Here is a 24,064-nt window from a genome sequence, read left to right on the forward strand (position 1 = left end):
TTTGTCTCACTCCGAACCGATGAATTGAGTTTCCTGCATACCTTTCAAGTCCTGCAAAAACTGATGTAATGCCGAGCTTAAATAACGCCCGGACTTGTAGACGACGCCGACGGGATGACTGATTTCCAGTTCGTTCACTTTCACCATTTTAAGCGTACCGAGCCGCAGCTCGTTTTGAATCGATAGCTTCGAGATAATCGCCGCGCCGAGATTCAGCTCGACCATCCGTTTCACTTCTTCGCTGCTGGACAGCTCCATCACGATCTGAGGCGTGATGTTCAGTTCCTTGAACACTTGATCGACGAATCGGCGGCCGGCCGTTTCGGGGGACAGCATGATGAGCGACAAATCGTGAAGGCGTTCGATCGGCACATGGGCGTACCGGGCCAGTGGGTGATCCGGGGCTACCGTCAGCTCGAAAGTGTCATAATAAAGCACCGAGCTTTCAAGGGACGGATGCTTGTCGAACAAATACGTGATGCCGATATCGATCGTTCCGTTCTCGACGCTTTGCATAATTTGCGAAGTTGACATGGAATGGATCGTCGTTTTGATCAGCGGAAATTGGTCTTGAAAATAAGAGAGAACCCGCGGCAAAATTTGCATCGCGATTGAAGTTGTCGTGCCCAGATGAATATGGCCCTGCGGCGTTTGGTTCAAATCTTCGAGCCGCTGCTTCAGATCCTCAACCGTCTGCAGGATCATTATGGCATGCTCGAGAAACACGCGACCGCTATCGGTTAGCGTGACCGGTTGGTTCCGGTCAATCAGTACCGTTTTGAATTCGTCCTCCAAACTCTTGATTTGGGCGGACACGGCCGGCTGCGTCAAGTTTAAGATTTCACCGGCCTTGCGGAAACTCATCGTTTTCGAAATCGTAATTAACGTTTCCAATTGGTTGAGGTTCACGTTGTACCCCCTCTCCAAGGTGTGAACGTGTGAGTCACACTTCATTATATGCTACTTGAGAGGGAAGGGCAAACGATGAAGGGAGTTGCCATATATTCAAATTTGAGTATAATTGCTTTAGAGTTAAATATTTAAGAAGTAGGTGACCTGTTGAGATGGAAGCAACTAAAAAATCGAACATTCCGTGGACAGTGACAGGCCTGATGCTGGCGCTGCTGCTGGCTGCGCTTGACCAAACAATCATATCTACGGCCATGCCGACCATCCTGGGCGAGCTTGGGGGATTGGATCAGTTCGTTTGGGTATTCTCGGCGTACTTGATCGCCAACGTCGTATCGATGCCGATATTCGGCAAGCTCGGCGATATGTACGGACGCAAGCTGTTTTTCCTGCTCGGGCTGATCGTCTTTATGATCGGTTCCGCGCTGTGCGGCACGTCCGAATCGATGCTGCAGCTCATTATTTACCGCGCGATTCAAGGGATCGGAGGCGGTGCGTTGATGCCGCTTACGTTCACAATCGTCTTCGATATTTTCCCTCCGGAGAAGCGCGGGAAGGCGCAGGGGCTGTTCGGCGCTGTCTTCGGTATTTCCAGCGTGCTGGGACCGCTTGCGGGCGCTTATTTCACCGATTATGTCAATTGGCAGTGGATCTTCTATATCAATCTGCCGCTCGGAGTTGTCTCATTGATCCTCATATCCCTGTTCTATCACCCGGTATTGCCGAAAAACAAGAACCTCAAGGTCGACTGGCTCGGCACGCTCGTCTTCGCAGCTTCGATCATCGCTCTCATGCTCGGCCTCGAGCTCGGGGGCAAGGATTACGCGTGGAATTCGCCGGTCATTATCGGCCTGTTCGTGGCGGCGGCGGTTTTATTCGTGGGATTCTATTTTATCGAACGTGCCGCTTCCGCGCCGATCATTCCGTTTCCGCTGTTCCGGTCCCGATTGTTTACGGCGAGCATGGGGATCAGCTTTTTCTACGGGGCGCTGATGATATCGGCTGCAACGTATATTCCTTTGTTCGTTCAAGGGGTGTTTCAAGGCTCGGCGACAAGCGCAGGACTCGTGTTAACCCCGATGATGCTCGGTGTGGTTGCCAGCAGCGCATTCAGCGGACGTTTTCTCGGTAACGCGTCGTTTCGCAGCATCATGCTGTTCTCCGCCGGTTTGCTGCTCGTCGCCACCGTACTGCTCGGCACGGTGGCGGTCGATACGCCGAGATGGCTGGTGACGATGTACATGATCGTTCTCGGACTCGGAATCGGAACACAGTTCCCGGTGATTTCGATTTCGTCCGTGCAAAGCGTCAGCTTCCAATACCGCGGCGTCGTTACGTCGCTGGTGTCGTTCTTCCGTTCGATCGGCTCGGCCGTCGGCGTGACCGTACTTGGTACGATCCAGTCGTATGCGCTGAAGAACCGGATCGTCGAGCTCATGCCGGACAACGCTTCCGCACAGACGCCTGCCGATCCGCAAGTGCTGCTCAGTGAACAGTTTCGGCAAGCGGTGCCGAAGGAAATCATGGACAAATTGATTATCGGGCTTGCCGATTCGATTGCGTTCGTGTTCCAGGTCTCGATCTTGGTCGCAGCGTTAGGGCTGATGTTCGTCTTATTGATGGGCAAAGCCAAGATGGAGCTTGGGCAGCGCGGCCAGCAGAAGCCGGACGGAGCGGGCGAAGGCGAAGAATCGACCGTACAGCACGGTCATCTGTAAGGCGGGTGGACCATCGATGTCCATGAAGCTCGTCATCTTGGGGCTGCTGATGGAAAACGACAGCCATCCCTATCAAATGCGACAAAAGATGAAAGAGCGCGGAATGCTGCATTATATCAAAATGCAGGAAGGCTCGCTGTATTACGCGATTGACACGCTGGCTAAGGCGGACTATGTGAAGGCCATCGAGACGATCAAGCATAGCGCGGGCCGGCCAGACCGCACCGTGTACCGCATTACGGAATCGGGGAGACGGCTATTCCAAGAGCTGCTCGACAAGCAGTTCGCCGAGAACAAAGCTGTGTATCATCCGATGTATGCGGCGTTGGCCTTTGCCAAGCACGGTGACCCGAAGCGGATCCACGACTTGCTGCAGGGTAAGCTCGAGGAACAGCGGAAGCTCGCCGCTTCCTTGCGAGAGCTGTACGACAGCCATATCGATCAAGTGCCGCGCGCCGTGCTGCATATGATGAAGGGGCGCTTGGAGCATGCGGAGATTGAGCTGCGTTGGCTGGAGCGTCTGGCCGAAGACGCGTTGAACGACCGTCTCAAGGAATACGGCAAGCCGATCAAGGATTAACAGGTAAAGCCGCCGCCCGCGCATAAATAAAACTCCCGCAAGCACTGTTTATTCAGTGATTGCGGGAGTTTTTCATATCCTTTATCAGTTACTCGGTTGCAACATCGCTTGAAACCGCCTTGCCGCGTTTTTTGCGCGGCTGTTTGACCAGCTTGATTTTGCCGAGCATCGGCGTCAGCAGAGCGCCCAGCAGCACGAACATCAGCCCGAACCAAAACACGGCGTGCAGCGAATCGACAAGCGCCGATTTCACGATCGGCACCATCGTATGAATAAGCTCTTGCGGAAATTGGCTCAGCGTCTCCGGACTTAACAGCGCCGAGTACAACGCCTGCGGATTCGTATGAATGGAGGCCGTAATTTTCTCGACCATCGCGCCGCCCTGTTGAGGAAGCTGTTTCAGCACGGGCACCAGGTTTTCGGACAGCAGCGTATCCGAACGATTGTTCATTACTACGCCCAGAATGGTCATCCCGAACGTACCGCCGATCTGGCGGAAAAACTGGCTGGAACTCGTCACGACGCCCAGCTCGGATTTCGGAAAGCTTTCTTGCAATATTAACGTCAAGAGCGGCATCACCAGTCCCATGCCGAGCCCGATCACCATCATGATGCCGCTGGCGGCAAGCTTGCTCGTATCGATGCTCATGGTGGTCAATAGCAGAAAGCCGATGGCCATAATGATCATCCCGATGCTCATTTGCAGCTTTGGACCGATTTTGTACACGATTTGACCGCCGATCACGCTGGCGATGATCATCGTAACCATCAAAGGCGTCATGACGGTTCCCGAAGCGGAAGCGCTAATGCCGACGATGCCCTGCATGAACAGCGGAACGAACATAATCGCGCCGAACATCCCGATGCTCATAAAGAAACCGATGCCGTTGACGACCGTGAACGTCCTATTTTTGAATAAACGTACAGGCAGGATCGGCTCGCTTGTTTTCGATTCAATCCATACAAAGGCCGTTAAAGAGATAGCCGATAGCACGAACATGCCGATAATAGGCCAGGATGTCCATGCGAACTCCGTTCCTCCGAACGTCAAAGCAAGCAGCAGCGAAACAACCCCGATGATCATCGTAGCCATACCGGCAACGTCGAACCGAACAGGACCTTCCGCTTTGACACCTTTTAACCCTAGTGAAATCAGAATCGTCGCGATAATCCCGACCGGCAAGTTAATGTAGAACACCCAATGCCAGTTCAGCGAGTCCACGATCCAGCCGCCGACCTGCGGCCCGATAACGGAAGCAAGACCGAAGATGGCGCCGAATACCCCTTGCCATTTGGCCCGTTGCTCACCTGTAAAAATGTCCCCGATAATAATCATTGCCATCGGCATCATAATCCCGCCGCCCAGCCCTTGCAGCGCACGGAAGAAGATCAGCTGCTCGATCGTCTGCGACATTCCGCAAAGCGCGGAACCGACCATAAAAATGATGAGGCCGGATACGTACACCGATTTCCGTCCTAACAAGTCGGCGAGCTTCCCTGCGATCGGAACGATCGTCGTAGAAGTCAGCATATAAGCGGTCGTCAGCCAAGTCATCAGGCTAAGTCCGCCGAGCTCCCCGACGATACGCGGCATGGCTGTGCCGACAATCGTCCCTTCCAAGGCGCCGAACAGCATCGCGATAATAAGCCCTGAGATCAGCAGGCCGCGGTGTTTTGTCGTTGTATCCTCCGCATTTAGTTTTACCTCCATAGTTGGCTCCTCCTCTAGGTAGTATTTCATTATGAAAACGCCCGTTATTCTTCGATTTTTTTAACAATTTTTTCGAATGTGGTCAAAAATAATTCCAATTCATCCGCCTCTACATGAGACAAGTAGGTGTGGATAGCCGCGGTTCGCAGCTTGTTCAGCTCTTTCAGTACTTCCTTGCCTTTATCCGTGGCTTGAAGCAGCACAATTCTTCGGTCCAGTTCGTCATGCTTCCGTTCCACGAATCCGTTCTGGACGAGCCGGTCGATCATGACAGTAATCGCGCTGGGGGTAACCTCCATCTTGCCGGCGAGCTTGCCGGCGGGACAGGGGCCCATTTGGCTGATCGTGTAAAGCATCATGGTCTGCGGTCCGGTTAGCGTAATATGGTCAGGTAAACCAAGTTCAGGACCAAGCTTTTTGAACAAGGTAAAGAACGCTCGCTGGAACCGTTCGATTTGAGCCTCGCGGGATGTTTCCATCGCAATGTCACCTCCTTCAAATGGACATTTTTAATTCATTGATTTAATTTTTATTGCTTAATAGTTGAGTACAAAATAATTAAGTAGTTTAAATAATAACAGCGACTTTTCTAAAAGTCAAACCAAAAAAAAGAGGCGATCGTTTACCCGATCGCCTCGGCCAGTTCCATTAAATGATTGCATATGACGTCCGGTGTTACACCGCTGCGGCTCATATCATCCGCGGCCGTTACCGCCGTCACAAGCCCGGTCAGAACGAGCGCCGTCCGGCTGCCGATGGCTGCGCCGCCGCTGATGTCCGTCGCCAAGTTATCACCGACTGTCCAAATATCCGAAGCGGGAAGCCGCAGCTTGTCCACCGCAATTTGCATGACGATGCTTGACGGCTTGCCGATCACGACGGGGGCGATGCCGGAAGCCCGCTCGATCGATGCGGCAATGGAGCCTGCGCCCGGTGTTAGCTCGCCGTTCCAGGGCAGCAGATGGTCGGGATTGGTCAACACCGAAATGGCGCCTCGGCGCAGCTGAGAGGTCGCCGCCCTTAATTTGTTGTAATCGAAGGCACGGTCAATGCCTTGGACGACAGCCGATACGGTGCCCGCCTCATCGTGGGGCTCGGCCAGCTCGTAACCGGCATCTGTCAGCGCAAGTCTCAAGCCCTGCTCCCCGATGCACAGCAACCGGTTGTTAGCCAGCGGCAATCTGCGCAGATATAAAGCCGCCGCCTGCGAAGAGGTCAGCACCTCCGAGGGATTCGCCGAGATTCCGGTCTTCTCCAAATGCGCCGCCACCTCATCCGGCGTACGTGAAGAATTATTCGTTAGAAATAAAAACGGATAGCGTCGCTCCCTCAAATAATTTACAAATTCGGCGGCGTAAGGAATCGGCCGGTCGCCGTGATATAACGTTCCGTCCAAATCGAGTAAAAACCCGGGCATGATGGCGATCATCCTCTCCATGATGTAAAAAGCCGGTATCCTTAGGATACCAGCTTCAGTTTAACATAAAAATGTATGTCTCCGTCGTCCGACTCGGCCCAAATTTGGCCGTTATGCGATTCGACGATGCTTTTGGCGATCGCAAGGCCGAGTCCGGAGCCGCCTGTGGTTGAGCCGCGGGCGGGATCGATGCGATAGAACCGGTCGAACAACAGCTCCAGCTCCTCCCGTGTCAAAGCATCCGCCTTATTGCTGATGCGAACGACGGCATGTTGTTTGTCTTGGGCGAGCCCCACCGAAATGACGCCCGGTTTCGGGCTGTATTTGATCGCGTTGCTCAATAAATTATCGAAGACACGGATGATTTTATCCACATCGACTTGAACGATGAGCTTGTCTTGCGGGATGCTTCGGATTAGCGTCAACTTTTCTTCTTCGCTAAGCGTCACATACTCTTCCAGCAGTTGTTCCAGCACTTCATTAAGCACGACGCCGCGCTTATGGAGAGGCACGTCTTGATTCGAGAGTTTCGTGTACTCGAACAGATCGTCGATCAGCCCCTTCAGCTTTTCCGCTTTGCTGTAGGCGATCGAGACGTAACCTGCCGCTTGCTCCGGCGATTCATAGTTCTTGTCATGCAGCAGCCGCAAATACCCCATAATGAGCGTTAAAGGCGTACGAAGGTCGTGGGATACATTCGTGACAAGCTCGTTCTTCAATCGTTCGGCCCGGCGCTCTTCCTCCATCTTGAGCTGCAGCTCGCTGACCATTTGATTCATATCCCGGGCTAAGGAGCCGAGCTCGTCGCGTGAACGCTCGACCACCCTGTGGTCTAAATTTCCGGTAGAGATGATCCGCAAGCCTCCGGCAAGTTCTTCCAAATAACGCATTTTGCGCTGCGTCATAAAGTAGAACAGGAAGATAAAGACGCCCAACGCGCTAAGCATCGAAATCGGACTTTGACCTTTCACATAGCTAATATGCGGCTGCGGGATGCCTGTCACGACCAAGTACGATTTTTGATTGTTATACGTAACCGGATAGAAGCTGGAAAATTCCGTACGCGAATCCCGGAAATCGTTCCGGGTATCCATCGCATTGCGAATGACGCTGTGTACGTCCACATACATCTCAGGGGCGTTTTCACTGCGGAAAACGACTTTCCCGTAAAGATCGGTAACTACAATTTTAAACTTCTCATTAGCTGCCAGTCGTTTGACGTTGGAAGTGAACGAGCGCAGCCGGTTTTCGTAATCGTCCTGCCGCCGCTTGTTCGGATCGTCTTCCATTTGCGTATCGGGCGGATGACCGGGGCTGCCCGGTTCGGTCGCATGGTGTTGAACGATTCCCGGCTCCGGTATCCTCTCAACCGCCATTTCCGAGGGAGCAACCGGTTCTTCAGCTTCTATTTCGTCTTCATAAGAAGGCGGTTCCAGAATTCGAACCAGGTTCCGGGCTTCGTTATCAATGCGTTCGATGCCCATCGTATAATCGATGACCGTTCCTTTATTGATCTGTCCGAATAAGGCCGAGCTTACTCCGTAGAACAGAAGAGCGGCCCCAAAGCAAGCGGAAAATGTCAAGACCAGTTGAAGTCGAACGCTTCGTTCCACATGATTGCGAGCCAGATGGTACATATCGATAATGAAGTAGATAAATGCCCGCAGCAGCGTAAACGGAAACCATGTGAAGGGAAAGCGCTCAAGCATAGGCTTCCGAGGTTTTTTAACTTTCAATGACTTACTCAACTTTATATCCAACTCCCCAAACCGTTTTGATGAACCTTGGTTTCCGAGGATTATCCTCGATTTTCTCTCGTATTTTGCGGATATGGACCATTACCGTATTATCCGAATTCAAATACGCTTCTCTCCAAACAGCCTCGTAAATTTTTTCGATGCTCCACACTTTTCCGCGATGACGGGCAAGCAGCTCCAAAATCGCAAACTCCCGAGGGGTCAATTTAATTTCCCGACCGTCCAGCCTGACCTCGTGCGTCGATGTATTAATCGTGAGATCGTCGATTTCCAGTTCAAACTCCTTATTCGGAAGCGAGACATTCAGCCGCGTATAACGGCGAAGCTGCGACTTGATGCGGGCGATTAGCTCCAGCGGGTTGAACGGTTTCGTGACATAATCATCGGCTCCCGTGCTGAGTCCCAAAATTTTGTCCATGTCCTGGCTTTTGGCGGAAAGCATGATGATCGGCATGTTTCTTTGCTCGCGGATTTTCATGCACGTTTGGATTCCGTCCATCTTCGGCATCATGATGTCGAGCACGATCAGATCGACATCTTCTTTTTCGAGCAATTGGAGAGCCTCAGTCCCGCTGCCTGCACGAAGCAGATGGAAACCTTCGTTCTTTAAATAAATTTCGAGCAGGTCGATGATTTCTTTTTCGTCATCCACCAATAGAATCGTGGGCTGCGTCATAACCGGCCGACCTCCTTCACATGATGACATATCTTGTAGGCGTCTTGTTGCTGAATACAGTATAGCTGCAAAATCTTAACAAAGGCAGAGCTGAATTCTTAAAACATTCTTAATAAGTCATCACCCCAATGGGCGCGACAGCATACATAAGTATAAGGAAAATTGATCAAATTCATAAATAAAATTGAATCACGGAGGAGAAATGAGCATGAAAGGGATCGAAACACTCGAGCAAACGCTCGATTCCATAAGGAAACCGTCCCCGCGCATTTTGCAGCAATGGATCGCAGAGCAGGGACTGACAGCCGAAGTGTTCAAAGATGATGTGACGGAGCCGAAAGGACTTCCTTACGGCCGAACTTGTCTCTTCCGCAGCAATGCCGCGGAAATTGTACTAGTCCATCTGCCGCCGGGCGCGCAAACTTGGATACACGACCACGGCAGGTCGATCGGCTGTGCGCTTGTCCTGGAGGGGACCCTGTCCAATTGTATTTACGGGCTTGATGCTTACGGCTTCCCGCAGCTTAAGAAGCAGACGGCTCTTACGGCTGATGAATATTTTCATGCACCACGAGGGCAAATTCATCAAATGAAAAATAACGGTCCCCTTAGAACCGTTTCCCTCCACGTCTATGCCCCGGCTCTCGCCGGCACTCACACGTACTATGCTTACGAGGACGCTCTTGACTTCGTTATTTAAAACCAATATACCGTTCCTGTAAGATGAAGGGAACGGTTTTTTTGTTTTTTTCTTTCCTTATATTGGGATGGGAAGGGGGCATGGAGAACTGGATTGAGCCGCCAATATGGAGTTGGGTTCAGGGCCAAAGTCAGAGCCAGAGTCAGGGTCATACCTCAGCGACCCTTTTGAATGTTATCCCGTTGTCTCAGGAAAATTGAAGAAGCCTTATTCAATTCAACCGCGCAACTAAAGTAAGCAAGCCTAAAGAAAACGGTCTGAAGAGAGTAAGACCGAAGAAAAAACAGACTGAAGAAAGCAGATTGAAGAAAGCAGATTGAAGAAAGCAGATTGAAGAAAGCGGAGCTGCGTGAAAGAACTGAAGAATACAAAGTTGAAGTAGTAAGTAACAGAAATTAAGTAAACAGGAGTAGGAAGTAAAGAGTAAGCAAACAAGAATGAGCAAACAAGAATGAGCAAACAAGAATGAGCAAACAAGAATGAGCAAACAAGAATGAGCAAACAAGAATGAGCAAACAAGAATGAGCACACAGAAGTAATCAAACAGAAGTAAGTAAAATTGAAGTAAGTAAGTCAGAAGCAAGCAAGCTTATGAGAGCAGACTTGAATCAAAGAACAGAAGAAATAAAACCAAAGTAAGGAAAGAAGAAGTACGTAAATCCGAAATAAGCCGCAGTAGAAGCAGATATGACGAGTACTGCTTGAAATGGGAAGCAGGTGCAGGGCATGACAAAACAGCACGTCAAAAACAACTGTGATGAATGATGACAACTGCCGATACTTAGTAGTAAGAACAGGCCAATTTTTGAATAATTACAGAATAAGGTACAGCAGCAGTAGTGGCGGAAAGGCGTAGCATATTGTGGAAAATTGGTGTATCACGCAGTGTAAGATTAAGGCGGTAGCAGTATTCGTCCATATAAGTTTGGAGGTGCTTAGGCCCGATTCCATGGAAGGTAAGGTTAATCCAGCGGCCTGCATCTGCAGCCACGGCGAGTAAACGATGAAATCGGCGAGGACTAAAACGCGCAGTTATATATTCTATATCGACATTAGCCGTCTGATCCACATGCTGCTCAGTGAATAGTTGCGTGCCGGTGCGACGAACCAGTCCATCGTTTAAGTATTCTTTGGAAAGATGCTTTATCTTGAAGCGGCAAGGCTCTCCACTTTCTTTCATGGTTGCAGCGATAAACAGAGGTTGTCTTTGAGGGTGGGGCACTATGATCGGACAATGGGGGCGTCCGTAATGAGCGATATTCACTCGTACAATTCCTGAGAGAAGATCGCTATCGATCGCTTGATTCATGGCATGACGAAGTTTTTGGAGCATAAGCCAAGCGGTTTTGTAGGTAACGCGGATGATTTTACTGAGATGCTTTGCGTTAATACCGGAATCCGTACGAGAAATGAGAAATATGGCGTGCAGCCATTTGCGTATATCGGTTCGGCTGCCTTCCATGACAGTACCGGCAATAAGAGAGTTTTGGTAGCGACAGGCGTGACATTCATATAGAGGAAGTCTGCGAGTATGAATCTGGTAAGCGTGACGATGCCCGCAGCGTGAACAAATGAAGCCATTAGGCCATTTTGCCTGAAATAAAGTTTCGAAGCAAGCTGTTTCCGTCGGAAAATTGAAAGGCGGCGTCATCATGGTAAGGTCCATAAACAAGGCTCCTATTTTACAAAATGGGGAACAAATGTTCCTATTGTTAATAATATCAAACATTTGTTCTTATTTCAAGTTCTATTTTAATTAACATGTAGCCTCTTCTAGGCTAGCTTCTTTAAGTACGTCGTCCTATAGTTTGCCTGAGTAAAGGGGATAGTAACCGAAGACTAGTTGGGGTAATGACATGGTGGAGGAGCTGGAGGTTGAGAACATGCAGGGGCAAGCAAGGTGGAGGAGCTGGAGGTTGAGAACATGCAGGGGCAAGCAAGGTGGAGGAGCTGGAGGTTGAGAACATGCAGGGGCAAGCAAGGTGGAGAAGTAGGAGGTTGAGAAAATCAGGGTCGAGCGAGATGGAGTAGTAGGGGATTGAAAAATGCAGGGGCAAGCGAGATGGAGGAGCAGGAGGTTGAAGAAGTGGGGGAAAACAACGATAGAGGGCCAGCAGGTGGGGGAAAGGGAGAGGAAGTCTGGACTAAGAATTGAGTATGAAGGTTGAGTATGAAGGTTGAGTATGAAGAAGTCAGGATGGAGAACTCAGGGTGAAGAAGGGGGCCGTGCGACTAATGAATGAGGGACAAACGAGGCAAGAGGATACGGACCCTGAAATGGGGTAAAGAGACAAAAGAACGGGACGTAAACCAGGCAGAGGTTCAGGAAACAATGAACGGTAAACAGATCTACTAATGTTATTATTATTATCCAATTCAACTTCCTGTGTGCGGATTTTGTTGAATGCATACAATGGAAGAAGGATGAGGCCAGGGTGAGAAGTGTTACTCCAGTAGGCGTCGTATGGCGCGACGATGTTTGCGATAGGAGCAGCCAACACGATGGGGAAAACGGGCGGCTTGTTGTCTTGGAACCTGGACGGGATCTAAAGCGATGGCAGCTGTGTTTCAGGAATATGATGAGCAAAGCAGGTGGGATGAATGGATAAACCATGGTTTCATATATACGGCGCCGTTTATTTGCTGTTTGTACGCGAAGGGAAGCTCCTGATGCTGCGGCGAACCAATACGGGCTATGAGGACGGAAAGTTCAGTCTGGTGGCGGGGAAACTGGATGGCGGTGAAGAAGTGAAACAGGCAGCGATCCGGGAAGCGGAGGAGGAAATCGGTATTCGGCTTCATCCGGACAATTTGGAGGTTGTGCTTGTGATGCACCGGATGTCGGACTCGGGGGAGTGGGTCGATTTTTTTCTACGCGTCAACGCATGGGAAGGAGAACCGTTCAACAACGAGCCGGAGAAATGCTCGGAGATGGCATGGTTTCCGCTTGAGATACTTCCTGACGCTACGATTCCGCACGTTCGTCAGGCGATTTCCAGGATCAGGGAAGGCGTTGTGTATGACAGTTTCGGCTGGGATATATAAGGGTACGGCAAGCAGGAACGATGTGCAACCCGCGTTGGATGGCATATGAGCTTCAGGGCTGTTACTTCAGCATCAGCGGGTTTATCGATGTCGTTGTAGCCGGGATGGGACTGCTGCGGGGTGAGGGGCGATTGTTGGCGAAAAATCGCGTTTTGGGGACGAAGGATCCATGTTTGCCGATGGCTTTATAGGAGAAGTTTAGGAAATTCGTTATTCTTGTGAAGTATATCACAGGAATATGCCTATACGCCGAGCTTGATATTAGGTATAATGAAGTAATAATAAGTCCTACGAGTACAAAGGATTTGTCGAAAAGGAGACCGGTCTTCGAATGAAAGCAGAGCTAATTAATCCGTTTCTGGAATCAGCTAGAATCGTTATTGAACAGGTCGCCAATATTCGACCGTCCACCGGGCAGCTTGGCATCAAGGACGTAAAGTTTGTTGAGAATTACATATGGATCCAAATCGGCATGACGGGACAAATGCAAGGTGACATCGTATTCGGGCTGCATGAGAGCGTCGCTCTCAAAGTCGTTTCGGCGATGATGGGCGGTTTCTTGATCACGGAATTGGATGACATGAGCAAGAGCGCGATCTCCGAGCTGGGCAATATGATCAGCGGCAATGCAAGCACGATGTTGTTTAACCAGGGCGTCCGCGTAGACATTACACCGCCGAAGCTTCTGCATTCCGCCTCTTCCGCAGGGTTCGACGCCAAGAAGGCGTTGACGATTCCGTTGATTATGGAAGGAATTGGTGAGCTGGATATTCAGGTTTTGATCACGTAAAAGACAAAGAAGATTTTGTTGCTATCTCACCCGCAATATGTATAAGCTTAAGCGAAGGCGATACTCTGATCCGACCCGGACAGCGGCGCTTTCGCTTTTTTGTCGGTTTAACCTATGACTAGGGGGATAGAAGCATGTCTTTTCAAGATAAAATCGTTATCATTACGGGAGCGTCCAGCGGTATTGGGGCCTTGATGGCCCACATGTTTGCCGAGCGTGGGGCGGTGCCGGTGCTGGCTGCCCGATCGGAAACGAAGCTGGCCGAAGCTGCAGCCCGTATTCGCGGTCCTCACGGGACCTATGCGCTGGATGTGACGTCCGCCGAACAGGTGGAGGACGTAATGGGGCGTATTCTGCGCGAATACGGAAGGATCGATATCCTGATCAACAATGCGGGTTACGGGGTGTTCGACTCTTTCGTCAATGCGCCGCTTCGCGAGTTCGAAAATATGATGGACGTTAACTATATGGGGACGGTCCGATGCACGAAAGCGGTGCTGCCTTCTATGCTAAAGCGGGGAAACGGCCATATCGTCAACATCGCTTCGATGGCCGGCAAGATCGGTTCGGCCAAATCAAGCGGTTATTCGGCTACCAAGCATGCGGTGCTGGGGCTAACGAACTGCTTGCGGCAGGAGCTGGTCGGATCAGGCGTGTCATTGACGGCTGTGAATCCGGGACCCATCGATACGCCGTTCTTCGATATCGCCGATCCGTCGGGCAGCTACGTGAAGAACGTGAAATGGTTTATGCTCAAGCCTGAGCAGGTGGCTGAACGAGTGCTGCAGGCTATCGAACGGCGGACGCCGGAGGTCAATTTGCCGTTCACAGCTGCGGCGGGGGTCAAGCTGTATCAGCTGTTCCCACGGCTTTTTGACCGGATCGGCTACAAGCTGTTGAACAAAAAATAAACGGAGGTCATCCCTCCGTCTGTTTGTTGGCTTCTTTCAGCTTCTGGTTCAGGTTACGGACTTCTTCGTACAGCGCGCGGATGTCCGCTTTACTTTCCGGATGGTTCTGGTTCCAATGGCTGGCGAGCGCCGGCATCGTCTTATGAATATGGTTGTAAATCGACCATACTTTTATTTTCTCTACCATCTCGGGAGAAGTGTCCCCGGTCAGAAGCTCGGCAAATTTCTCAAGCAGCGCGTCGAATTCGGTTGTAAAACGTGCATTCATTGAAAGCCCACCTTTCCGGTCATAATAAGTTTTAGTGTAACTCCCGAAGCGGGATGTGTCAAAATGGAGCGTGAACTCGAATGGCAATGGAAACGATAGGTTCGGATAGCAGCATCGGTGAGTTCTCAAGAGCTTGCGTAAAATCGGAGCAGGACGGGGCACTGGTGGAGAGACAACCGCTCAGGAGCGCAGCAAAAGGGATTTTATTGTACGTACTGACATATATCAGTCAAGGTCTGAAGGTAAAAGGATATTTGGCCGTACCCGAAGGGCGGATGCCAATGCCTGCCGTCATCTACTGCCGCGGCGGCATTCGCAAGGTAGGAATGGTGCGAAAGCGCCGCATTTTCTCCATGGCCCGCCGGGGGTATGCCGTGTTTGCGCCTTTCTACCGCGGCAATGAGGGCGGCGAAGGCCGTGAAGACTTCGCCGGTGAGGATCGCTTCGACGTATGCCACGCCCTCGCCATGGTACAGTCTCTGCCCGAGGTCGAGAGCGGTCCGGTGCCGCTGATCGGCTTCTCGCGAGGGGCGCTGATGGCGATGCTCGCTGCGAAGGAATGCCCCGGTGCGGGGCCGGTTGTCGTATGGGGCGGGGTCAGCGACCTGCTCGATACGTATGAAGAGCGAGTCGACATGCGGCGGATGCTGAAGCGGGTCGTCGGACATCCGAAGAAGCAAACGGACGCGTACGAAGCCCGGTCGCCAGTATATTGGATTGACCGGATCGACGTTCCCGTGCTGATCGTGCACGGCACCGCGGATCACCAGGTGAGCGTGGAGCAGGCACGCAAGCTCGCGTTGGCGCTCGAAGCGGCCGGCAAGGACTATGCGATGGAGCTGTACGAAGGGCTCGGGCATCGTTTTCCGAAGGAGGAGGACGAACGGGCCCTGGATGCCGTGTTTACGTGGATTACCCGCAAGCGGCAGGAGATGAGCGAATAATATAGGGTTAGTTCAGTTTCGCTAGGCGTTTGCGGAACGTAGCCTGCCAGCTTGCCGAAAGCGCGGGGAGCTGGAGCAGACGCTCCATAGCGGCGGCATTTGTTTGGTCCCGATACATGATTCGATTGGCATAGTCGATTGTTACGGCTTGCGGGTCACGCTCGAGCAGCTGCAGGCTGCTGTCTGCGGACACCCGGCCTTCTTCCAGTACACGGAAATAATAACCGGTATATCCGGTTTTTTCGACTTGCTTCGGAAGTTCCGGCCAGCCGTGCTTGGCTGCCAGTTTAAAGCAAGGCTGGCGGGGCTGGCTGATTTGTACGATCGCGTCTCCCCATTGAAACGTATCTCCGATATAAGCTTCAAGCTCCGTAAGCCCGCCTACCGTCACATTTTCTCCGAACGCCCCGAAGGATAGGGTCGTGCCTGTCAAGGACTCCCAGTACGGGTAATGCTCGACGCAATAAACGCATACCGCTTTATCCCGGCCGCCGTGATGAACCAGATCCGCCTGCTCATCTCCGTCAAGATTGAGTAGAGAGAGTTGCAGAGGTACGGACACCGGCGTTTTTCCGATGCCTGAGGGGACGATCTTGTTCTGGTAAGCAAGGGGGGCGGGACGGCCAACGTTTACAGATACGATCTCGATCTTTGTACGCATAGCGGGTTGAACCCTCTCTTTATAGAATGAATTCTTTTTACTAAGGTATATAAAAACAAGCGCTCGGTCAAGACGGGGCAGGGGAAATTCGCGGAACAATTTGGTATACTAGGATCACGATATGCAACTGAAGGGATGATGACATGAGTTTAACGGGGTTTTCGGCGTTACGGATCGATCCGCCGTATGTGAAGCGGTTAGCGGAGCTTGGGATCACCGATCCGTCTCCGATTCAGGCGGAGGCGGTTCCGCCGGCATTGCAAGGCAAAGATGTCGTGGCCCAATCGCAAACGGGTACGGGCAAGACGCTTGCCTATGCGCTGCCGGTTCTGCACCGAATCGAAGCGCCGCTGCGTGAAGTGCAGGTGCTGGTCTTGGTGCCGACGCGGGAGCTTGGCATGCAGATCGTGCAGACGCTGGAAGAGCTGACCAAGGATACGGGTATTCGCGTGCAGCAGCTGATCGGCGGGGCGTCGATCGAGAGACAGATCGATAAGCTGAAGCTGAAGCCGCAGATCGTTGTCGGCACGCCTGGACGGGTGCAGGAACTGGTGAAGCTGCGGAAGCTGAAGCTGTCGGGCATCCGCATGGTCGTGGTGGACGAGGTCGATCAGGTGTTTGAGCTCGGCTCGATGGGTGAAGTCGAAGCGCTGCTCAAAGGAATGCTGCGCGACCGGCAGATGATGTTCTTCTCGGCGACGTATCCGCCGCAGCTGCAGGCCGTCATCGAGCGCTGGATGCGTGACCCGGTCTATGTGCGGGTCAATCCGAGTCAACGGACATCGGAAACGCTGGAGCATTTATATTTCGTCAGCGAAGAGCGGGACAAAATCGACACGCTGCGGCGCTTGGTGAGGCTATATAATCCGAAGCAGGCCATCGTATTCATTAACGAGACCGACGATATCGGTGAAGCAGTAGCGAAGCTGAAGTATGCCGGGTTATCGGTCGAAGGGCTGTACGGCGATTCCTTCAAGCAGGAACGGGCCAGAGCGATGCAGGCGTTCCGCGCCGGGCGGTTTCAACTGCTGCTGGCGACCGACGTTGCTGCGCGCGGACTTGATCTGCCTCAGGTAACGCATGTCTTCAACCTCGATCCGCCGGTGGATGCGGATCATTATGTGCACCGTGTCGGCCGTACCGGCCGGATGGGGCGTAAAGGAACGGCGGTTTCGATCGTTACGCCGCGGGAACATTTCATTATGGACAAATTCGCCAAGTCGCTGGGCATCGATCTGCAGCGTAAAATCATGTCGCACGGCAAAGTGTTCGATCCGAAGCCGGGGCGGGGCGCCGTCGCGGGGGAACCCGGTGCTGACAGCAGGAACCCGGCGGAGCGCAGGAAGCCGGAGGACGGACGTCCGGCAATGGCGCGAGAAAGCGCCGGGAAGCTTGCGGGAGCGGGACGCGCGGCCGCCGGAGACAAGCGAAGCGTGCGGGCAGCCGGTGAGGGGCGCGCCGCAGCGTCGCAGATGAGCAGCCGCAGCGAAGCGCTGCGGGCCGAAACCGCCAGCGCCCCGGTCCAGCGTCAAGCGCCGAAGGCGAAAGGGCCGGCGGGCCCGGGGCCGGTGAAGAAGGGCGCGCCGGCGGTGCCGGACAAGCGCCAGACGGAGCGGGAGCGCGAACGCGAACGCAAGAACAAAGGCGCGCCGCGCTGGCTGAAGTCGAAGCCGGAACGCACCGACATGCCGAAGGCGGAGCGCAGCCATAAGCGGAAGTAGCGGGAAGCGGGTGCGCTCCGGAAGGGCTGGTGCGGAGAACCGGCATAGACCGGCTCGAGTCTCCGGCGCCCGATAACGGCTTGCGAATGCGGCCGGTGAGCCGCCTCCGACCCCATGCAGGCCGGGATAAGCGCGGCGCCGGGGGAATGTGCGTGCAGCAAGGAGGGAGGGGCTGCGATGAAAGCTGTGAAAGCGTTGATCGCCGTGCTCATCATCGGTGCTTTGGCCGGAGCTGCCGCGCTATGGTACGTCAAGCCGGCGGAAGCGCTCGATTTAAGTTATGCGCCGCTGCGATTAGACGACAAGCTGGCGGCTCTGCTGCTGGAGCGAAAGTTCGAAGTGAGCTTGAGCGAAAGCGAGGTCGACTCGCTGATCAAAAAATCGCTGGCCGCGCGGCCCCGCGTCCATCCCGATGCAACCGTAACGGGGGCGCGCTTTACGCTGCGCGACGGTACGCTCGTGGCCGACGTGAACTTGCTCGTCAAGGAGCGCTGGCCGGCAAGCGCGAAGCTTCGCTTCGAGCTTGCCTGGCAGGAGCCGGTCTTGACGATCCGGCATGTCGGCACCAACATCCGGCAGGCGTCGCTTCCCCTCGATTGGTTCCAGCTCGATCCGATCGACATTCGGCTGGATTCGTATATGCCCCGGCATATCGGCATCCGCAGCGTCTCGTTTGACGGCTCGGACATGAAGCTGCAGCTAAAACTGCGGTTTTAGCGAAACTACCCACGAAGCATGAATACCTGTAAATGGAATTATAACCGAAAAAATAGCGGAACTTGAGTGCGCTTTTTGCAGTGAACGGCAGTTTGTGAGCCGTCTGCCAGCAAATAAGGTACCTCAGTTCCGCTATTTTCTTTGATGCGCCCGGAAAGCGCAAAATCATTCATGAAATCCCGCTTTCGTTTCGCGGCGCAGAGGCGTCTAGCCGCTTACGCCTCTTGCAGGCCGGGCGGCTTCCTTCGCCGTTTTGTTCACGTCGTTATCCGGCTTCTTGCGATTGCGGAGCACGAAAGCGAACGGTATGCCGACGAGCACGATGAATGTGGCCAGCCAGTATACATCGTTCACGCTGTTCGTGAACGCCTGTGCGCCGAGCAGCGCCTTGTCTTGGACCGCACCGGAAGCGGCAAGCTCCTCCCCGTGCACGGTTACCCGGGAGGCGAGCATCGTTGTAAATAAACCGATCGAGAAGGAACCGAGTCCTTGGCGAGTCCAGTTATTCGCCGACGAAGCGTGTCCGGACAATTCTCTCGGAATAACTTCCATCCCCGCATTGGATGAAGGCATCATGGCCAGCGCGATTCCGATGTTCCGTACGGTCATCCAGAACACGATATAGCTGTGCGGAATGTCGACGCTTAATTGCGCCATTGCGGCCGTGCCGACGGACATCAGCACGATACCGGAGATGATCAGCCACATCGGGCCGATTTTCGTGTACAGCTTGCCCGTAATCGGCATGAAAATCGCCATCGCAAGCGAAGACGGCAGCAGGATAAGGCCGGTATCGAACGCCGACACGTGCTGAATGTTCTGCAGGAACACCGGCGTCAAATACGTGCCGGAGTATAGGCTGATGGTCATGATACAGCTGATGATCAAGGTAAACGTGTAACGCGGATACTTAAATACGCTCAAATTCAGCAGCGGCTGCGGCGTGCTGCGCTCGCGCCGGATGAACAGGAACAGGCTGACCAGCCCGACCGTGATGAGCGTGAGCGTCTTCCACGATGCCCAGCCGAAGCGATGCGCTTCGCTGAAGGCAACGAGCAGCGAGGCGCTGGAGATGATCACCGTAATAAATCCGTACAAATCGAACGATTTCGGCGTATTAAGCCGGTAATAAGGTATCATTTTTACAGCGACGACGACAGCGAGGACGCCGAACGGCAGGTTGATGTAGAACAACCAGCGCCAGTCGAACGATTGAATCAGCCAGCCGGCGAGCGTCGGCCCGAGCGCCGGGGCCAGCATCGCGGCCAAGCTCCACATGCTGATGGCGTAGGCCTGTTTGCTGCGCGGGATGACTTGATAAATAATGGTCATCGTCGCCGGCATGACCATGCCGCTGAACACGCCCTGCATAACCCGGAAAGCGATCAATGATTCGATATTCCAGGCGGTTGCGCAAAGGCCCGACGTTAACGTAAATCCGATCAGGGCGGTCACATATAAGTACTTGGTGCTGAAGCGGTCCCCTAAGTATCCCGTGATCGGCGAGATGATCCCGGTCGACAGCATGAACCCGGTTAGCGTCCATTGCACCATGCCGAGATCGGTTTGAAATTCATTCATTAGGACGGGAATGGCGACATTGATCGTACTCATCCCGAGCAAGGCCAGGAACGATCCGAAAAAGATGCCGATCATCACCGGCCAAAACGCGATATTCCCCGCCGCGCCTTGACTCTCATTCGTTGTTTCCTTCGTTGCCGGTTCGGTCGTTGACATATTCATTCTCCTTCTTCGAGGTGAAATTAATGGGGGCTGTTGGGGCGGGCCTATTCTTTAGGCTGCATCGCTTTACGGAGCAGCCGGGTTAATTCGTCCACTTCCGCCGGCTCAAGTCTCGACCAGAAGCGTTCGACGAGTCCGGCTGCTGCGTCATCGAGCTCTTTCAGCGCTTCGAGTCCTTTCTCCGTAATGCGTACGTATACGACGCGGCGGTCCGCTTCCGTCAATATCCGTTCGACATAACCGCCGGACACGAGCTTCTGTGTCAGGTTGGTAATGGCCGGAAGCGTAACGTGAAGGGACTCGGCAATGGCGGAGCTCTTCATCTGACGGCCGTCGCGAAGCACCTCGAGCATGTAATATTGCTGGATAGGCAATCCTTGTTTCAGCAGAACGGACATGTCGGCGTGCCACTTGCGCATGACTAAACGAGTCCATTTTTCAATTGGAGAGGATGCATGTAATTGATCCAAAAAGGGTACCCCGTTTCTTTCAATAAATATTTTAAGGATAAATAGTTCAATCTTTTAACTAAATTATTGTAGTTGTTTTGTTCGAGGGTGTCAATTGAAAAAAAAAGCTCCCGGCCGACTTCATCCGGAAGTCATTCGGGAGCGATTCGCTGAGGCCGTCTCGGACGGCGCTATTTTTTTCTTGTTTTTATATAGGAGGGGTACACGATTTCGCCGGTATCGAGCTTAGCGAGCTCGTCGGCCGTCCAGCCGGTCAGCTTGTTGTTGCCGGTCACGCCGGTCAGCTTGATCTTGTACTTGCTTTCCAAGTAGGCATGGAGCGCCGGCATATCGGCTTCTGTCACCGCGCGCAGCTTCTGACGGCCCTGGATTTGCCCGAGGATGACGCCGATCGATTCGGCAGCCAGGCTCGTATTCGGCTGAATGCGCGCGCTGCCGTAAGCGATAGCGGAAGCGCCGACATTTTTACCGGCCATAATGACGTTGTCGAACCCTTTCAACAAAAAGCTGCGCAGCGGCATCCCGTATTTATCCGGGCGTCCCATCTCGATTCCCCACTTATTGGCGCTGGTGCCCTGCAGATCGAGCGGGTATCCGGCGATGCTGACGTTGTCCCAGAACATCTTCGCGCCGAGCATGTCCGACGGCTTCAATACGTAATCCGTTTCATAATGGTTGTACTCTCTAACATATAGGTAGTTCGGGAAGCCGTTCAGCTCCGCGTGTTCCCAGCCGACGATATTTTTGCGAAAATGCTCGAGAATGAGCGGCATCTCTTTCTTGCCAAGCTCCATCGCCTCCCGGATGGAAGCGTCGTTCGACGGATCGACGGTGTAGATGAGGAAGGCGTTGATCAACACTTCGCCGTCCCGCTGGTTAACCGCGTTCAATCCCCGCAAGAATACGCGATCGTTCGTCGGCTTGTACCGGCTCGTCATGCCCGAGAGGCTGATGGCGAAGCTGCCGTCGACCGAGCCCCAGCCGTACTTCGCATTACGCTCTTCCTTCGTTAATTCATTAAACTGCTTCTGGAATTTCGCCCAGTCGACGTTCTTGAACTTCATCATCAGGCCGGCGCTCATATACTCGACGTTGTTCTGGCCGTAAAAGGCTTCCAGTCCCGGCAGCCGGGGCACCTGCAGCTTGCCGACCAAGGCCGCGAAGTCGGTGTTGTCTACCCAGTAGGACGCCTCGATCCGTTTCTTCTGGCCGTCCTTCGATTTGTAGACGACCGCCTTCACCGCCTGCGGGCCAAACTCGCCGGGCTGCAGCTCAATGCCTTCGATGACGACGCCCTGCTCGACGGGAATGTCTTTGCTCAGCTGTTCGAAGTATTGCTCGAATTCCTTCAGCTTACGGATCTTGCCCTGCCGGAAGCCGTCAAACAGCTCTTTCGCCCGTCCTTGCACGAGCAGCCGGTGCTTGTCGTCGCGCGTTTCGTCGAGAAACAACATCTCTCCCTGCAGCACCTGGCCGCCGAACGCCTCGCGCGGGTCGATCACTTTCACTTTCAGCCCTTCGTCCGCCGCAGCGCGGGCCAAGTACAGCCCCTCCAGCTCGCTGCCGACGATGAGCACGTCAACCTTGTCCGCAGGGAGCGCCGTATCTTTCGTCTGCAGGGATTGTGCGCTTTCCGTATGTACGACGGCGTTCTTGTTCGAATCGCTTGTCGGCTGTGTCTGCGACTGCGTTTCCGTCCGGGAAGGAGAAGACGTATTCGTAAATAAATAAATGGCTGCGACCATGAGGAGAGCCGCCGTCGCCAGGACGACGGACAGCGTAGTTCCTTTGCGTTTCATCGGTTTTCATATCGCTCCTTTGGGGGGTATAGAGATAAGTCTATCATTTTTGCGACGGATCAGTAAGTGGCACCCCCACAAACATTTTCCAAGCGGCGAAAGCTATGGGTGAATCCAGGAACACTTCGCGAAGGTTCTGAGGTCTTACAGCCTTTTATTCATTCTACCGGTTAAAGGAGATCTGATGATGAACAACACATTCAAAAAAACGCTTGTTTCGGGATTGACGCTGGCCATGGTGCTGGGAAGTTCGACGGCTGCATTTGCACACGGTAACGACAAAGACCGTGACAAAGACCGCAAAGATAACGACCGCAACGAACGCAGCTCGATCCAGACGAAGTATACGCCGAAGAGCGCTAACCTTGAAATCAAACTTACCTTTGACGATCTAAGAGGAAAAGACGTGGAGTGGGCGGCCAGATACATAGCGAGCCTGGCATCCAAGAAAGTATTCGAAGGCTATGAAGACGGCACATTCCAACCTCGCAAAACGATCAGCCGCATCGAGGCGATTACCGCCGCCGTCCGGTTGATGGGTCTCCGCGACCAAGCGGAATCGCCGGAAGCGAAGCAGGCGAACTTGAACTTCAGCGATGCGAAGAAGGTACAGGAGAAATATCCTTGGGCCGTCGGCTACGTGTCTGTGGCGCTGCAGAACGACCTGTTCACGGAAACCGACACCATGGTGCAGCCGGAGAAAGAAGCGGACCGTCTGTGGGCGACGACGCTGCTTGTGAAGGCGCTCAAGCTGCAGGACGAAGCGAAGGCCAAGATGAATGCTAAGCTTCCGTTTAAAGATTCGAACAAAATTCCAGCGGGATCGGTCGGTTACATCGCCGTTGCGCTTGAGAAAAACTTGATCGACGGTTACGAAGACAATACGTTCCGTCCGAACCAACCGGTAACGCGTGCAGAGCTTGCGGCCTTGCTTGACCGTACGGGCAGCCAGCTGCCGGATCATACATCCGTCAAAGGCTCGGTTGTCGCTCCTGTTGCGAACAACATCCTGCAGGTGAAAGCTTCCAATAACGAAACGGTAAGTGTTGAGCTTGATGCGAACGCATTCGTATTCCGTAACGGCGCTCGCGTCGCTTGGAGCGAACTGCGTGCGAACGACCAGGTGCTGATCCGTACGTACGGCGGCAAAGCGATTTACGTGGAAGTCTTGAAATTAGCCGAAGGCAATCCGCAGCAAACGGTTGATTTTTCGGTGACGGGTACGCTGAACGGATACACCCTGAACTCCCAAGGGTCGATCGCGACGATTTCCATTAATCAAAATGTCAACGGCAGCGTTCAAACAGCCGTATACGGCGTATCGCCTGACGTGTATATCTCCGGTGACGTCAGCTTGCTGACAAGCGGTCGTTCGGTTGAGCTGCGCGGCAAACAACAACTCGTACACACCGTCATTATTCGATAATAGATAAAGATTGTTAGAGAGTAGAAAAAGGTTAGCCTTACAACGAAAGAACGGTCCTCCTCCTAAGTCTGCGGGCTTGGGGGAGGGCTGTTTTCGTTTTT

At 53.2% G+C, this 24,064-nt stretch carries 22 protein-coding genes; 10 read left to right on the plus strand and 12 right to left on the minus strand.

The genetic code is table 11. The annotated features are described in order from the left end of the window. Positions 1-6: 6 nt before the first annotated feature. A complete protein-coding gene (locus ACZ439_RS19320; protein WP_054798468.1) occupies positions 7-909 on the minus strand; it encodes a LysR family transcriptional regulator in 903 nt (300 codons plus the stop codon). A 155-nt stretch (positions 910-1,064) separates the two neighbouring features. On the opposite strand from ACZ439_RS19320, the gene ACZ439_RS19325 reads away from it, so the two are divergent. Then, on the plus strand, positions 1,065-2,627 hold the full coding sequence (locus ACZ439_RS19325) for an MDR family MFS transporter (protein WP_141335119.1): 1,563 nt from the start codon (positions 1,065-1,067) through the stop codon (positions 2,625-2,627). A 16-nt stretch (positions 2,628-2,643) separates the two neighbouring features. Beyond that, positions 2,644-3,207: a PadR family transcriptional regulator gene (locus ACZ439_RS19330; protein ID WP_054798467.1), complete on the plus strand. Its 564-nt coding sequence runs from the start codon at positions 2,644-2,646 to the stop codon at positions 3,205-3,207. Between the two features lie 88 nt (positions 3,208-3,295). Here the strand turns inward: ACZ439_RS19330 and ACZ439_RS19335 are convergent, their stop codons facing one another. From ACZ439_RS19335 to ACZ439_RS19355, 5 genes are all read right to left on the minus strand, one after another. Beyond that, positions 3,296-4,918 carry an MDR family MFS transporter gene (locus ACZ439_RS19335; RefSeq protein WP_196426986.1) on the minus strand — a complete coding sequence of 541 codons (1,623 nt, stop codon included), beginning with the start codon at positions 4,916-4,918 and terminating at the stop codon, positions 3,296-3,298. Between the two features lie 44 nt (positions 4,919-4,962). After that, entirely contained in the window at positions 4,963-5,397 is a 435-nt protein-coding gene (locus ACZ439_RS19340) for a MarR family winged helix-turn-helix transcriptional regulator (RefSeq protein ID WP_127608860.1), read from the minus strand. 143 nt (positions 5,398-5,540) lie between these two features. Further along, the gene (locus ACZ439_RS19345) at positions 5,541-6,335 is read right to left on the minus strand and encodes an HAD-IIA family hydrolase (protein ID WP_054798470.1); all 795 of its coding nucleotides are present in this window, start codon (positions 6,333-6,335) and stop codon (positions 5,541-5,543) included. A gap of 41 nt (positions 6,336-6,376) precedes the next feature. Then, positions 6,377-8,044: a sensor histidine kinase gene (locus ACZ439_RS19350; protein ID WP_464621145.1), complete on the minus strand. Its 1,668-nt coding sequence runs from the start codon at positions 8,042-8,044 to the stop codon at positions 6,377-6,379. Positions 8,045-8,075: 31 nt separating this feature from the next. Then, on the minus strand, positions 8,076-8,768 hold the full coding sequence (locus tag ACZ439_RS19355; RefSeq protein ID WP_127608857.1) for a response regulator transcription factor: 693 nt from the start codon (positions 8,766-8,768) through the stop codon (positions 8,076-8,078). 208 nt (positions 8,769-8,976) lie between these two features. On the opposite strand from ACZ439_RS19355, the gene ACZ439_RS19360 reads away from it, so the two are divergent. Next, entirely contained in the window at positions 8,977-9,468 is a 492-nt protein-coding gene (locus ACZ439_RS19360; RefSeq protein ID WP_054798465.1) for a cysteine dioxygenase, read from the plus strand. A gap of 781 nt (positions 9,469-10,249) precedes the next feature. Here the strand turns inward: ACZ439_RS19360 and ACZ439_RS19365 are convergent. Then, complete coding sequence (locus ACZ439_RS19365; protein WP_054798464.1) at positions 10,250-11,134, minus strand: transposase; 885 nt, start codon at positions 11,132-11,134, stop codon at positions 10,250-10,252. A gap of 935 nt (positions 11,135-12,069) precedes the next feature. Between ACZ439_RS19365 and ACZ439_RS19370 the strand changes: the two genes are divergently transcribed. From ACZ439_RS19370 to ACZ439_RS19380, 3 genes are all read left to right on the plus strand, one after another. Continuing rightward, positions 12,070-12,513 (plus strand): NUDIX hydrolase, encoded by a 444-nt coding sequence (locus ACZ439_RS19370; RefSeq protein ID WP_127608854.1) that lies wholly within the window; start codon positions 12,070-12,072, stop codon positions 12,511-12,513. Between the two features lie 331 nt (positions 12,514-12,844). Then, positions 12,845-13,303 carry a chemotaxis protein CheX gene (locus ACZ439_RS19375; protein WP_054798625.1) on the plus strand — a complete coding sequence of 153 codons (459 nt, stop codon included), beginning with the start codon at positions 12,845-12,847 and terminating at the stop codon, positions 13,301-13,303. A gap of 134 nt (positions 13,304-13,437) precedes the next feature. Next, positions 13,438-14,214: an SDR family NAD(P)-dependent oxidoreductase gene (locus ACZ439_RS19380; RefSeq protein ID WP_464620055.1), complete on the plus strand. Its 777-nt coding sequence runs from the start codon at positions 13,438-13,440 to the stop codon at positions 14,212-14,214. A 7-nt stretch (positions 14,215-14,221) separates the two neighbouring features. Here ACZ439_RS19380 and ACZ439_RS19385 read toward each other — a convergent pair whose 3' ends face one another. Beyond that, a complete protein-coding gene (locus ACZ439_RS19385; protein WP_054798626.1) occupies positions 14,222-14,482 on the minus strand; it encodes a DUF2573 family protein in 261 nt (86 codons plus the stop codon). Positions 14,483-14,568: 86 nt separating this feature from the next. Between ACZ439_RS19385 and ACZ439_RS19390 the strand changes: the two genes are divergently transcribed. Further along, complete coding sequence (locus ACZ439_RS19390) at positions 14,569-15,426, plus strand: alpha/beta hydrolase family protein (protein WP_464621146.1); 858 nt, start codon at positions 14,569-14,571, stop codon at positions 15,424-15,426. Positions 15,427-15,433: 7 nt separating this feature from the next. Here ACZ439_RS19390 and ACZ439_RS19395 read toward each other — a convergent pair whose 3' ends face one another. Next, the gene (locus tag ACZ439_RS19395) at positions 15,434-16,087 is read right to left on the minus strand and encodes an MOSC domain-containing protein (RefSeq protein WP_430104104.1); all 654 of its coding nucleotides are present in this window, start codon (positions 16,085-16,087) and stop codon (positions 15,434-15,436) included. Between the two features lie 143 nt (positions 16,088-16,230). Here ACZ439_RS19395 and ACZ439_RS19400 point away from each other — a divergent pair, with 143 nt between their 5' ends. Continuing rightward, on the plus strand, positions 16,231-17,808 hold the full coding sequence (locus ACZ439_RS19400; RefSeq protein ID WP_464620056.1) for a DEAD/DEAH box helicase: 1,578 nt from the start codon (positions 16,231-16,233) through the stop codon (positions 17,806-17,808). A 177-nt stretch (positions 17,809-17,985) separates the two neighbouring features. Then, positions 17,986-18,525 (plus strand): hypothetical protein, encoded by a 540-nt coding sequence (locus ACZ439_RS19405; RefSeq protein ID WP_464620057.1) that lies wholly within the window; start codon positions 17,986-17,988, stop codon positions 18,523-18,525. A 207-nt stretch (positions 18,526-18,732) separates the two neighbouring features. Here ACZ439_RS19405 and ACZ439_RS19410 read toward each other — a convergent pair whose 3' ends face one another. The 3 genes from ACZ439_RS19410 to ACZ439_RS19420 form a co-directional block, all read right to left on the minus strand. Beyond that, complete coding sequence (locus tag ACZ439_RS19410; protein WP_054798344.1) at positions 18,733-20,181, minus strand: DHA2 family efflux MFS transporter permease subunit; 1,449 nt, start codon at positions 20,179-20,181, stop codon at positions 18,733-18,735. A gap of 131 nt (positions 20,182-20,312) precedes the next feature. Next, complete coding sequence (locus ACZ439_RS19415; protein WP_127608848.1) at positions 20,313-20,738, minus strand: MarR family winged helix-turn-helix transcriptional regulator; 426 nt, start codon at positions 20,736-20,738, stop codon at positions 20,313-20,315. A 170-nt stretch (positions 20,739-20,908) separates the two neighbouring features. Further along, the gene (locus ACZ439_RS19420; RefSeq protein WP_464620058.1) at positions 20,909-22,537 is read right to left on the minus strand and encodes an FAD-dependent oxidoreductase; all 1,629 of its coding nucleotides are present in this window, start codon (positions 22,535-22,537) and stop codon (positions 20,909-20,911) included. Positions 22,538-22,724: 187 nt separating this feature from the next. Between ACZ439_RS19420 and ACZ439_RS19425 the strand changes: the two genes are divergently transcribed. Further along, the gene (locus ACZ439_RS19425; protein ID WP_127608844.1) at positions 22,725-23,963 is read left to right on the plus strand and encodes an S-layer homology domain-containing protein; all 1,239 of its coding nucleotides are present in this window, start codon (positions 22,725-22,727) and stop codon (positions 23,961-23,963) included. Positions 23,964-24,064: the final 101 nt, after the last annotated feature.

The organism is Paenibacillus sp. JCM 9796 (genome assembly GCF_055379675.1).

What these genes read in the sequence shown, in the direction of transcription:
- ACZ439_RS19390 (WP_464621146.1), top strand. Translation starts at nt 14,569, where the DNA reads ATGGAAACGATAGGTTCGGATAGCAGCATCGGTGAGTTCTCAAGAGCT.
- ACZ439_RS19330 (WP_054798467.1), top strand. Translation starts at nt 2,644, where the DNA reads ATGTCCATGAAGCTCGTCATCTTGGGGCTGCTGATGGAAAACGACAGC.
- ACZ439_RS19400 (WP_464620056.1), top strand. Translation starts at nt 16,231, where the DNA reads ATGAGTTTAACGGGGTTTTCGGCGTTACGGATCGATCCGCCGTATGTG.
- ACZ439_RS19380 (WP_464620055.1), top strand. Translation starts at nt 13,438, where the DNA reads ATGTCTTTTCAAGATAAAATCGTTATCATTACGGGAGCGTCCAGCGGT.
- ACZ439_RS19385 (WP_054798626.1), bottom strand. Translation starts at nt 14,482, where the DNA reads ATGAATGCACGTTTTACAACCGAATTCGACGCGCTGCTTGAGAAATTT.
- ACZ439_RS19410 (WP_054798344.1), bottom strand. Translation starts at nt 20,181, where the DNA reads ATGATCGGCATCTTTTTCGGATCGTTCCTGGCCTTGCTCGGGATGAGT.
- ACZ439_RS19425 (WP_127608844.1), top strand. Translation starts at nt 22,725, where the DNA reads ATGAACAACACATTCAAAAAAACGCTTGTTTCGGGATTGACGCTGGCC.
- ACZ439_RS19345 (WP_054798470.1), bottom strand. Translation starts at nt 6,335, where the DNA reads ATGCCCGGGTTTTTACTCGATTTGGACGGAACGTTATATCACGGCGAC.
- ACZ439_RS19375 (WP_054798625.1), top strand. Translation starts at nt 12,845, where the DNA reads ATGAAAGCAGAGCTAATTAATCCGTTTCTGGAATCAGCTAGAATCGTT.
- ACZ439_RS19325 (WP_141335119.1), top strand. Translation starts at nt 1,065, where the DNA reads ATGGAAGCAACTAAAAAATCGAACATTCCGTGGACAGTGACAGGCCTG.
- ACZ439_RS19340 (WP_127608860.1), bottom strand. Translation starts at nt 5,397, where the DNA reads ATGGAAACATCCCGCGAGGCTCAAATCGAACGGTTCCAGCGAGCGTTC.
- ACZ439_RS19420 (WP_464620058.1), bottom strand. Translation starts at nt 22,537, where the DNA reads ATGAAACGCAAAGGAACTACGCTGTCCGTCGTCCTGGCGACGGCGGCT.
- ACZ439_RS19335 (WP_196426986.1), bottom strand. Translation starts at nt 4,918, where the DNA reads ATGGAGGTAAAACTAAATGCGGAGGATACAACGACAAAACACCGCGGC.
- ACZ439_RS19370 (WP_127608854.1), top strand. Translation starts at nt 12,070, where the DNA reads ATGGATAAACCATGGTTTCATATATACGGCGCCGTTTATTTGCTGTTT.
- ACZ439_RS19365 (WP_054798464.1), bottom strand. Translation starts at nt 11,134, where the DNA reads ATGGACCTTACCATGATGACGCCGCCTTTCAATTTTCCGACGGAAACA.
- ACZ439_RS19395 (WP_430104104.1), bottom strand. Translation starts at nt 16,087, where the DNA reads ATGCGTACAAAGATCGAGATCGTATCTGTAAACGTTGGCCGTCCCGCC.
- ACZ439_RS19350 (WP_464621145.1), bottom strand. Translation starts at nt 8,044, where the DNA reads ATGCTTGAGCGCTTTCCCTTCACATGGTTTCCGTTTACGCTGCTGCGG.
- ACZ439_RS19405 (WP_464620057.1), top strand. Translation starts at nt 17,986, where the DNA reads ATGAAAGCTGTGAAAGCGTTGATCGCCGTGCTCATCATCGGTGCTTTG.
- ACZ439_RS19355 (WP_127608857.1), bottom strand. Translation starts at nt 8,768, where the DNA reads ATGACGCAGCCCACGATTCTATTGGTGGATGACGAAAAAGAAATCATC.
- ACZ439_RS19360 (WP_054798465.1), top strand. Translation starts at nt 8,977, where the DNA reads ATGAAAGGGATCGAAACACTCGAGCAAACGCTCGATTCCATAAGGAAA.